9 protein-coding genes are annotated in these 9610 nt (G+C 45.9%); 3 read left to right on the forward strand and 6 right to left on the reverse strand.

Annotation, left to right across the window (positions count from 1 at the left end):
• Positions 1–10: 10 nt before the first annotated feature.
• From H6F76_RS01885 to H6F76_RS01905, 5 genes are all read right to left on the reverse strand, one after another.
• On the reverse strand, positions 11–247 hold the full coding sequence (locus H6F76_RS01885) for a hypothetical protein (RefSeq protein ID WP_199321858.1): 237 nt from the start codon (positions 245–247) through the stop codon (positions 11–13).
• 24 nt (positions 248–271) lie between these two features.
• Complete coding sequence (locus H6F76_RS01890) at positions 272–2251, reverse strand: flotillin family protein (RefSeq protein WP_190505421.1); 1980 nt, start codon at positions 2249–2251, stop codon at positions 272–274.
• A gap of 10 nt (positions 2252–2261) precedes the next feature.
• Positions 2262–2954: an OB-fold-containig protein gene (locus tag H6F76_RS01895; protein ID WP_190448492.1), complete on the reverse strand. Its 693-nt coding sequence runs from the start codon at positions 2952–2954 to the stop codon at positions 2262–2264.
• 359 nt (positions 2955–3313) lie between these two features.
• Positions 3314–3856 (reverse strand): hypothetical protein, encoded by a 543-nt coding sequence (locus H6F76_RS01900; protein ID WP_242036473.1) that lies wholly within the window; start codon positions 3854–3856, stop codon positions 3314–3316.
• Positions 3838–5277, reverse strand: a complete 1440-nt coding sequence (locus H6F76_RS01905; RefSeq protein ID WP_190505423.1) for a serine/threonine-protein kinase — start codon at positions 5275–5277, stop codon at positions 3838–3840. Before H6F76_RS01905 ends, H6F76_RS01900 begins: the two co-directional genes overlap by 19 nt.
• 218 nt (positions 5278–5495) lie before the next feature.
• Here H6F76_RS01905 and H6F76_RS01910 point away from each other — a divergent pair, with 218 nt between their 5' ends.
• Together H6F76_RS01910 and H6F76_RS01915 are read left to right on the forward strand one after the other, a co-directional pair.
• Positions 5496–6398 carry a hypothetical protein gene (locus H6F76_RS01910; protein WP_190505425.1) on the forward strand — a complete coding sequence of 301 codons (903 nt, stop codon included), beginning with the start codon at positions 5496–5498 and terminating at the stop codon, positions 6396–6398.
• A gap of 5 nt (positions 6399–6403) precedes the next feature.
• On the forward strand, positions 6404–7174 hold the full coding sequence (locus H6F76_RS01915) for a hypothetical protein (RefSeq protein ID WP_190505427.1): 771 nt from the start codon (positions 6404–6406) through the stop codon (positions 7172–7174).
• A 158-nt stretch (positions 7175–7332) separates the two neighbouring features.
• Here the strand turns inward: H6F76_RS01915 and H6F76_RS01920 are convergent.
• Positions 7333–8207 (reverse strand): IS630 family transposase gene (locus H6F76_RS01920; protein WP_190505429.1). Its coding sequence is split into 2 segments (ribosomal slippage): positions 7333–7878 and positions 7881–8207, totalling 873 coding nucleotides; the frame shifts between segments, so codons are not numbered across the junction.
• Positions 8208–8826: 619 nt separating this feature from the next.
• On the opposite strand from H6F76_RS01920, the gene H6F76_RS01925 reads away from it, so the two are divergent.
• Positions 8827–9381, forward strand: coding sequence for a leucine-rich repeat domain-containing protein (locus H6F76_RS01925; RefSeq protein WP_190505431.1), 555 nt, complete (start codon positions 8827–8829; stop codon positions 9379–9381).
• Positions 9382–9610 lie beyond the last annotated feature (229 nt).

Raw genomic sequence — 9610 nt, forward strand, 5'->3', positions numbered from 1 at the left:
CCAGTTTGCATCAAGTTTCTTGAGCAGCGGCAATTTCATCCAGCAAGGCCTCATCCGATTCGGTTGTCTGCCAATCGCCCTGTAGCTTTACCCGCACCGATTGGGCACCACCACTGGGAGTACAGACCACCCAATAGCAATCCTCCTCTCCCTTAACCTGTGCCGCCTCATCCGAGATTCCGCTTAAGGCTTGAATACAGGTCCAGGTAATGCCCTCACGATCGGTTACTTCTCGTTGATCCATCATGTCTCCTGTAGAAATGGGTTGAACTTATTTCCCATCCTCTAGAATGACACTAATCTCACTGGATGGTTCTGAGTGAATTTCGGCGGAAGGTTTAACACTAGTGTTGCTATTGCCATTGCTCCGCAATAATTGACTGATTTGAGTGGCGATCGAACCTAGCTTGCCTTCATCCATCAGGGTATTAATCAGGGATAAACCACTGGTGGAGAGCAAGAGTTTGTTGATATCCGTTGCGCCATTACCGTTACTGCCATTGGCTCCAGGGAAAGCGTAGATACGAGCATCTCCCAACACTCCAGGTTGTGGAGCCAGTGCTTGCAGCATTTCGGGTAGGCGATCAGCAACCTGGGGAAAGAGATTGGTGATGATCTGGGCTGTTAAGTTAGCATCACTGATCACGTTTTTAGCTTCCATTTGTGCCCGGATGCCATCGGCTTCTGCCAGGGCTTTGTCCCGGTTTGCATCTGCCAGGGTGCGAATGGCTTCAGCTTCCAGTTCAGCCGCCTGTTGAGCGATTTCTGCCTGCCGTCTACGGCGAAACACATCAATTTCGACCACGTTTTGCTCGATGACTCGTTTTTCCTGGGCATCTTTTTCAGCCGCAATCACAGCCAGTCGTTGGGAGCGTTCTGCCTCTTCAATTTTGGTAGCAGTGGTGACGCCCGCTTCGGCTTTGGCTCGTTGGGCTTCAGCAACAAAGCTTTCCCTCTTCTTATTGGCAACGGCGATCAATACATCTTCCTGCGCCAGTTTTGCTAGTCGATCGGACTCAGCAATTTGCACCTGGGCTTGCAGACGGCTAGATTCTACCATTTGCTGACGGGTAATCTCTGCCACTTCAGCTTCCTGTTGCTGTAAGGCTTTCGTCACCTTCAACTGCTTACTGCGCTCCTCCAAAGCAATGTCAGCGCTAATCTGGCTCTGCTGCACTGATAGCTGTCTGCGGATTTCTTCTTCTTCAACAGACTTTGCCTGCAAGATTTTGTTGCGTTGAATAGTCGCTGTTTCCCGCTCTTTTGCTTCCTGAATTTCTCGCTCTCGTTGCGCTTTGAGCGCTTCCACCTGAAACTGTTGCTCTAGTTGAGCGCTTTCTTTTTCTTGCTCAATTTGCAGCGATCGCTTCTCAGCATCCAATTCTTTTTGCTCGATTGTCACTCGGGTAGACAGCTCTACCTCGCGTTTTTGTTGGATCGATTTCTGGATGGTTTCGGTTCGCAGACGTACACCCTGAGCATCAAAGAAATTGTTTTCGTCGTAAGTATCACTTTCTTGAATTTCGGAAATGGCAATGTTATTGAGAGTTAACCCCACTTTACCGAGGTCTTGTTGCACCAGATTCAAAACTTCTTGAGCGAATCCCAGTTTGTCAGAATCAATCTCTGCCAGACTCTTAGTTTTCGCTGCCGCCCGAATCGCATCGTCTGCCCGTTTTTCTAGAGCATTTTTAATGTCTTCTGGGGTGATGCGTTTATTTTGTGACAAACGAGCCGCAGCCGTTAAGACATCCTCTTCAGAAGCATTGATGCAGACATAGAATGTTACCCGCATATCTGCCCGTAGATAGTCCTGCGTCCGCACAGCAAGTTTACCTGTCCGCTCCACATCAATGGAAATTTCTCGCAGTGGTACACGGGTTAGCTCATGAAACCCCGGCAGAATGACACAGCCACCATTAAGAATCACCGTTTTGCGCTTGGCAAAGACGCCACCCGTTCGTACGAATGCTTCGTTGGTTGGGGTAATCACGTAGACCCGAGTGTATGCCCAGACGCTAAGCAACAGCAGCAGTACTAACCCACCAATCAAACCGGGAAAGAACAATAAGCCAGGACCTAATTGCCCGAGCACAGGTGGCGTCACTGATAGGGGCGACAGCGCTACAGGTTGCTCAGTGCCTATCTGAAGCTCCTGGTTCTTTGATTGAGCCGGTAGTGGCAGAAACGATGAATCGTGGGGAATAGAAACAGTCGGTAGGGATTGAATGAACGTCAACCAGAACAGCATAAATTCTTCCTTAATGTAAGTCTTGTTTACGAGATGTATCCATCCACTGGTCCTGGTCGAGGCTATCTTTGAGCACAACTAGGTAGGTATGAGCAGAACGATCAATGACTAAAACCTGATCGCCAAATCGGGGCATCACGGTTGCCCACTCCGGCATTTGAGCGTTGATCGTGACTCGATTACGGGCAGAGTCTAAGACATCGACCTGCCCAATTCGACCATCTTGAGCGGATGGAATCACGGCAGAACCTACGCTGCCAATGCAGCCAATTAATCGATCGCGGCTAGTATCTTCACCAAACGAGGCAAACACCTTGCCTACAGGTCGCGCCACAAGGCTGCCGCAGAATAGGGCAACTCCCAATGAGACAACCAGAATTACGCCAGCCAGCAGCGATCCAGGAAACTGCCCGATTGTGCTCCAGACCAGCACATTCAACATCCAGCCAAACACTCCCCATAGGCTGAGGTCAGTTGCCAGCAGCAGAATCAAAGGCGCTCGACCAAAACCCAGCCATGCCATTAATTGAGAGACACTAAAGTCTGCATCTGAGTCAGTATCGAGATCAAGCGGATTGTCCATATCTGAATCGGCATCCAGATCCAGGTCGTCATCGCCACCACCGGACACGATTACCAGCAGAAATAATAGAACGCCTATTCCTAGAAAAATCCAGTAGGGCAAATTAGCAAAATGAAACATGCAGCCGAGCCCACAGAAGATTAGCTGGAAGAGAAGCGACATCCCTAAGATAGCCGCATCTACCCTTTGATAGAAAAATCGTTGAATTTTTTAATGTGCGCCTTTGTATAGCAACCGAGAAAAAAGGTCGCGAAGGATCAACTGTCCCATTTACCGTGTTCGGTCTAGTCGCAATAAAAAGACTAAAACAATGCAAAATTAAGCTTTTACAACCTCGGCTGTCTTAGAAACAGTCGAAAATGGGAAAGTTCAGACTGTTAAGTGCTAAATCCGAGTGATTGCTAGAAGTTCTCAGTAGCAAGCCTTCCAGCCTTGGTGACCAAAATTTCTTCATTGCTATATAAGGGCGGCGTTGCAATTCACCGTTTGATCTCTTCTTTTCTTTCGCTTGAATGGTGAAAGAGAGATAAAGAGAGATATTTTTTCACCCAATAAATCGGATTGGGAATTTGCCAATAACGTTGGTGTCGATCGAGATGGTTGCTATGGAAAGGGGGAAAATCCCAAATATCGGCTGGCGGCGATCCAAAATAACTTTGATAGAGTTCGATCGTGTAATCATATCGTTGACTGGTTCCGCTATCGCCAGGATAATGATGGAGCGATTTTTTCAAAATCTTGCCGCACAACTCTTCCCAATAGGAACAGGTATAGAGTAAATGATAGTGCCAGACGCAATCGATCACACTCGATGGCGATACCATGCCTTCAGCAATCGCGGCTAAGAAAATGTACTTTTTATATTCGTACATCGCTCGCAAGGTATAAATTTCACTCCAATGATATTCCCATGCTAATTTAGCCGACATGGGATAGGGAGCAATGGGATCATCTAGCTTAAATTCACGAAGTTTAGCGTAGAGTTCGGCTTCTGCTTCATTCATCAGCAACCACCTCCACAAGAGGGTGCGGGAGGTACTTTAGGAGTGGGATAAATGACTTGGAGTTCGAGATTGAGAAAGTCACTTAATTCCTGGCCCAACCACCATAATTCTGCCTGGGAAAATTCAGGAAAAGAATACTCAAAATTTCCGCAATATAAATACAATTTTGGTGGGATGGTAATAGCACTACCTTGAACAAGGTTGCCCTTTGTATCTAAACATTCGTTGAATGTATAGCCAGGATTGTACGCCAAGATTTCGATTTGCGCTCGCAGATCCACTGATAATTTGAGAGACTCGCGCCCCTGTTTGTGATCTTTCAATTTGTAAATGTTGCGATTATCAATAATTAGATGATATTTTGTTTTGGGCCAATAATTTGTTTTTCGGAGAAAAACAGTTAACTTACTTACGGCTCCTGCCAGAGAAGATAGAAAAAAGAAAAACCACACAAGCCAAAGTGATGGGATGCAAGTCATAATCAACAAACAAAATAACACTCCCAAAATCACCAGGAAAGAGGAATAATCTTCATCTGCTTGATGCCAGGTGATTTGTAATCGATTTCGATCGCGGTATAGACGAATTTGAGTATGGGCAGGTTTTAATCGATCGAAATTCCCATAGCTGCCATCTTCATATTTCAGCGCAACTTGCGCCGCTTTGGCACTATCGAATCGTTTGTCAAGATGGGAATGGACCATTTTTTCTAGCCATCGCTCGAACCGCTTGCTAATTTCGGCATTAATTTTCACCCGTCCATCTACTTGGGGTAACTCTGCGGGATGCATGCCCGTAAGTAGATAAATTAACGTCATCCCCAAACTATATAAATCTGAGGCGGTTGTCGTTTGTCCGCCAAATTGTTCAAGAGGCATATAGCCATAGCTGCCAACGATCGTAATGGTTCCTTCTTCTTTTTTTGTAACCGTTTGCACTGACCCAAAATCAACGAGATAGACATCACCAATACTATTGCCAGAGCGATTTCTAAGCAGAATATTACTAGGCTTAATATCTCGATGAATTACAGGGGGGTGTTGCTGGTGAAGATAGGTCAGGAGATCTAACAAGCGATCAGCTAGTTCGATAATTTCAGCCTCAGAAAATTTGTGCCCTCTAGTGATAAGAGTTGCGAGTGAAGGTGCTTCGATATAAGATTGTACCAAAGCAAAACCAGGAGTATCGATTTCATTAACCTCAAAGTAGTCAAGGTATTTAGGGATTTCAGGATGATCGAGATTTTTAAGTGTGGCGGCTTCGCGCTCGAATAATTTTAGATCGTCCCACTCAAAGCCATCTCCAAATCGCAGCAGTTTAATGATGACTGGCACTTGAGATTGGAGATCTTTCGCTAAAAAAGTTCGTCGTCCAGCTTTTTGACTCAATAATTCTTCAATTTGATAACGATCGATAAGAACGGTATCAGTTGCCATCATAGTTATTTTTCTTCACTAGCGAGGGGTTACAGCAATTCGAGATGAGTAATCCAGTGGAAGCGTGCTCGTGTAGGCACTGAAGGTTCTAAATGGTATAATCATCATTGACTGCCTTTATAGATGCGTCAATATTAGGAAACTGTAGTGAAGTGTAATTAGGTGTAAGGGAGCTACAGAATGCTGTTGTCGTTTTTTCCCTTGCTAAGTAGTGACTGCTTATGAGTTGGGATTCTTTTTTGGAAACACTTTCCAATCGTCTAGAGTACGGATTGACCGCTCTTGAAGCTGAAGTTGTGATATGTCTTCAAGAAGCTCAATGTCCAACTAAAAGTGAACTGCTAGAAGCGTATATTAAGTTGTATTCGACAATTGAAGAAGAAGCTTTCACCCAAAGGCTGAAAAATATCTATAAAAAATTTCAAATTGTGGGCAAAGGGCATAAACTCCCACAACTCCATAAACGTTTAACTGAACAGTATCTTCAATACCAGCATAACGATATATTCTTTTCGGAGATCGGTTTGAATTACATTTATCCAAATTTTCCTAGAGATGGCTTTGGAAAAGCCATTGATAATTTGATCGATTCGGACAATTCAGAACATAAGCAAGTAGATATCCTTCAAACCTTTGCGCCCAATTTGAATGACTATTTTGAGCATCTCATTCGATGCCTCCAAAATAGTGTTCAGGTCAGAATATTACTAGCTTGGCCTTATTCTGAAGCAGCAAAGCTGCGAGAAGAGGTTTTGAGAAGGTATGCCAATAGCACCATCGGGGATGAGATTAATATTCAAGATTGTGTGATTGCCAATCTGGAAACGTTAGAAAAAATCATCAGAGTTTCAGACACTTCTAACTTTATTGAGATTAAGCTCTATGATACGCTTCCTTCTCTCGCAATTTATCGAGCTGGTCGTTATATGTTGGCAGCACCTTTTCTACACGGATCGCTTGCTATTAATACATTCCAGTTAGAGTTAACGCTAAACTCTGCCAATCAACTGATCACGCAAACCTTACAAAAGGACTTTGAGTTGATGTGGCAAGTCGCTCGTCGCTTTCACCCAGATCCAAATCAAAATTGGAGAAATGATCTGAAAATCTTATTCACGAGTTAAAGATTATGATTGAAACCCTCAACGATTATGAGCTTTCCTTAATTACGAAGTTTAGATCTCATCCATTGTTTAACCAGATTGATGCGATCGCTTGGCAAGATGTGCTTGCGATTCTTATCCAGCGACGCTTTCTGTCACTTTCGATCGTCAACTTTTACGAATTTGTGATTGATGCTCTGACTGATGAGCCGATCAAACGGACAGTTAGAGGGATTCTGAGTGAGGAATTTCCACGCAATACGAAAGGGATGCCCCTACCTTCTCATCGAGAGTTACTTTTCCAGGATCTGCTCAATCTCGGTGCGACTTCTGAAATGATCTTAATCACATCGGAAACACCTACCACTCAAAAGGTTAGAAATGAGAGCTATCAGCGACTGATCAGTTGTCTGGGAGAAAAGCATTGCCAGGTGGGGTTGGTTGCCTTTCTTCGTTTTTGGGCAGAGGTGCTGGTCTCAGTTGAGTATTCCTGTCTCTGGCAACGAATGTCTGAACGCCTATCCAACGGACAATTACCACACAAAATTAGATCGGAGTTCTACTATTTCCATATGATCCATGACAGCAGAAATTCAGACATTGGACAAGAAAGCATTTTGGGTGGCTTGACCCATGCTCAAGAACTGGCGATTCATCTAAAGAGACTCATTTCGACTGAAGACGCTCTAGTTTACTGCCTTAACCTTCAAGAGAATGCATATCAGCTTAAATGTCAATTTTATGCTCAGTTCATCAACAAGCACTCTGACTTGCATCTTTCACCCACATCAATGTGAGGCGATTGACGCATAACGGTTGAGATGAGCCGCCGCAGGTAAATCAGAACATTTTAACAAGTATCCTTTCGGTAGTCGGCTCCATTGCTTTGTTATGACGCTTCACGACCGAAGCTATAGCGGTCGTCTTTAAGGTAGCGGCAAGGATCCTATTGAGTTCAAGCTGCTGCATCTTTGAGTACCGCTTCCATTGCATTCTGCAGCGAGGGAGCTTTGACTAAACGCTTGCGAATGCGACTTTTGAGCCATGCCCAGCACTGTTCAATGCGATTGAAGTCTGGAGAATAGGGCGGCAGATAGAGGAGGTGGCAGCTTGCCGCTTTAATCATCTCAGCAACTCGTCCCCCGTGATGAAAAGTGGCGTTATCGAGAATCACGACTTGGTTCGGCTGAAGTTGCGGCACGAGGCAGGTTTCGAGCCAAGTTTCAAAGACGGTGCGATTACACGAGCCTTCGACGGTGAATGGGGCATGTAATTGTCGCTCACAGTATGCTGCAATCATGTTGATGCGCCCACCGCGTCGCCCGGATTTGATTGCTTCAAATCGTTGACCTGCCTCACACCAACCGTAACCGTAATCATCGCGTTGATCCATCCCGGCTTCATCCACATAGACGCGGCGCGCCGACTCAATCTCTGCAAGCTGTTCGAGAAATTCTCCTCGTTTCACTTGATCGCGTTCACGGTAGCCGTAAGTCTTTTTTTGCGCGTGAACCCAATCTTCACTAAGGCTCGTGAGATGGTGCGGGCGCTCACTGCCTCAGACCACAACTCTGCCAGTTCCGCTTGGGTCTTATCGCCGTGCCGTTTGACAAAGGCACGAAACCCCTCCCAATCAACAATGCGATGGCTGTGTCCACGTTGGTAGCCTTGAACGGCTGCAACACTACCAGTCTCTGAGCGGCGTTTGAGCCAACGGTCAAAGCTATCGCGGCTGATGTTCAACATCGTGATTACCTTGCTCTTTGGCACACCACGCTCAATCGCAGCAATGGCTTTTTCTCGTAAATCTTGGCTGTAAGCTTTCGGCATGGAACGGACTGATCAACTCACCTGACTGAGAGTGCCCAAGTTCTCTGCTTCGATACCGCAATGCTAATGGCGCCGCTATAAATCAGTTTGTCAGCAATAAATCGTTCAGTTTGTTCTTCAGACTTGGGGATGCTATGAGCGGATTATAAATTTCACCCTCATAAGGCTGCTAAATATAGGGGTATGACACCGTTCCTGGCAATTAAGTACCACATCGCCTGAAAGTTCTTCTTGGCTTAGCTTTTAGACTGTGATTTTGCTGCTTTTACTCCATCTTGATGCACAGCAGCAGTGACGCAAGCGTGAGGAGCAGAGTAATTGTTCACTGCTACTAGGTATCTTGTGGAATCTGGTTAGTTGCGGGTTCTGCAACGGACCGAGCCTCAGCAAGGGTTTGAGTCAAGTTATTAGTTGCTCTGTTTCTGACGTTGATTGAATCGAGCTGTTAAACAGCGTGACCAATTCCAGAAGCACTTTCAGGTTTAAAGTTGGTTCCAGTTCAAAAGCTGTGGGAAGGCTGAAACGAGCGAAGGCATCGGTGTGGCTTCGTTGGACTACGGACGACTCAAGGCGCTTCTTTGCAGCCAAGATGTAGTTATCTATTGCTGAGAGGTACCACGTGGATCGCCAATCCCTACACCAACTGATGGACCAGGCAGCAGAGGAGCAGTGGGAAGTGCTGGATTTGTCGGGCTGGGAGTTGACGGCATTGCCGCCAGAGATTGGTCAATTGAAGCAACTCAAGCGGTTGATCTTAGGGAAGTGGGATCAGAAGCAAGAGCAGTGGCTTGGCATCGGACTTACAGTGCTGCCAGAAGAGTTGTCGCAGTTGGTCAATATAACGGAATTGACCCTTTCAGGGAACCCCTTGACCAAAATAGCGGACTGCGTCACACGCCTTTCAACCTTAGAAAGCTTGCACTTGGCTCAGACTCAATTGGCGACGGTGGTGCCGTCCATCACGCACTTGACTAAGCTCAGAAAGCTTTCTCTGTGGGGTAATCAACTGTCCGCCCTTCTCGAGAGTCTGGCGCAACTGACCAACTTGACGAAGCTTTACCTCAATCAGAACCAGATCAGTGTTATTCCTGAGAGTCTGGCGCAACTGACTAACCTGGACATGCTTGACCTCAGGCCGAACCAGATCAGTGCCATTCCCAAGAGCATAATGTGAATGAGCAAAAAATATGGGCTCTTTTCAGCTTTTGGTGAAAAAGGGTGTAGCCGCTGATCCTGAATTACGAAAAGGCTAGGTTTCCAAGCTGTTGCAGAACCCAGATCACCAAAACTGATACTGCTGGCGAAACATTGCTTAACTTGTAGGCTGAGCCATGAGCTTGGCGTACTGAGAGATCCGAGTTGTTGCATGAGGAATTCCAGACAGCCAATTGAAAATTCGCTTC

Origin of the sequence: Leptolyngbya sp. FACHB-321, from assembly GCF_014695975.1 — a bacterium.
GTDB lineage: Bacteria > Cyanobacteriota > Cyanobacteriia > Leptolyngbyales > Leptolyngbyaceae > Stenomitos.

Bases quoted from the DNA above. Each gene is read 5' to 3' on its own strand.
- H6F76_RS01910 (WP_190505425.1), top strand. From the start codon at position 5,496: ATGAGTTGGGATTCTTTTTTGGAAACACTTTCCAATCGTCTAGAGTAC.
- H6F76_RS01885 (WP_199321858.1), bottom strand. From the start codon at position 247: ATGATGGATCAACGAGAAGTAACCGATCGTGAGGGCATTACCTGGACC.
- H6F76_RS01915 (WP_190505427.1), top strand. From the start codon at position 6,404: ATGATTGAAACCCTCAACGATTATGAGCTTTCCTTAATTACGAAGTTT.
- H6F76_RS01905 (WP_190505423.1), bottom strand. From the start codon at position 5,277: ATGATGGCAACTGATACCGTTCTTATCGATCGTTATCAAATTGAAGAA.
- H6F76_RS01890 (WP_190505421.1), bottom strand. From the start codon at position 2,251: ATGCTGTTCTGGTTGACGTTCATTCAATCCCTACCGACTGTTTCTATT.
- H6F76_RS01895 (WP_190448492.1), bottom strand. From the start codon at position 2,954: ATGTTTCATTTTGCTAATTTGCCCTACTGGATTTTTCTAGGAATAGGC.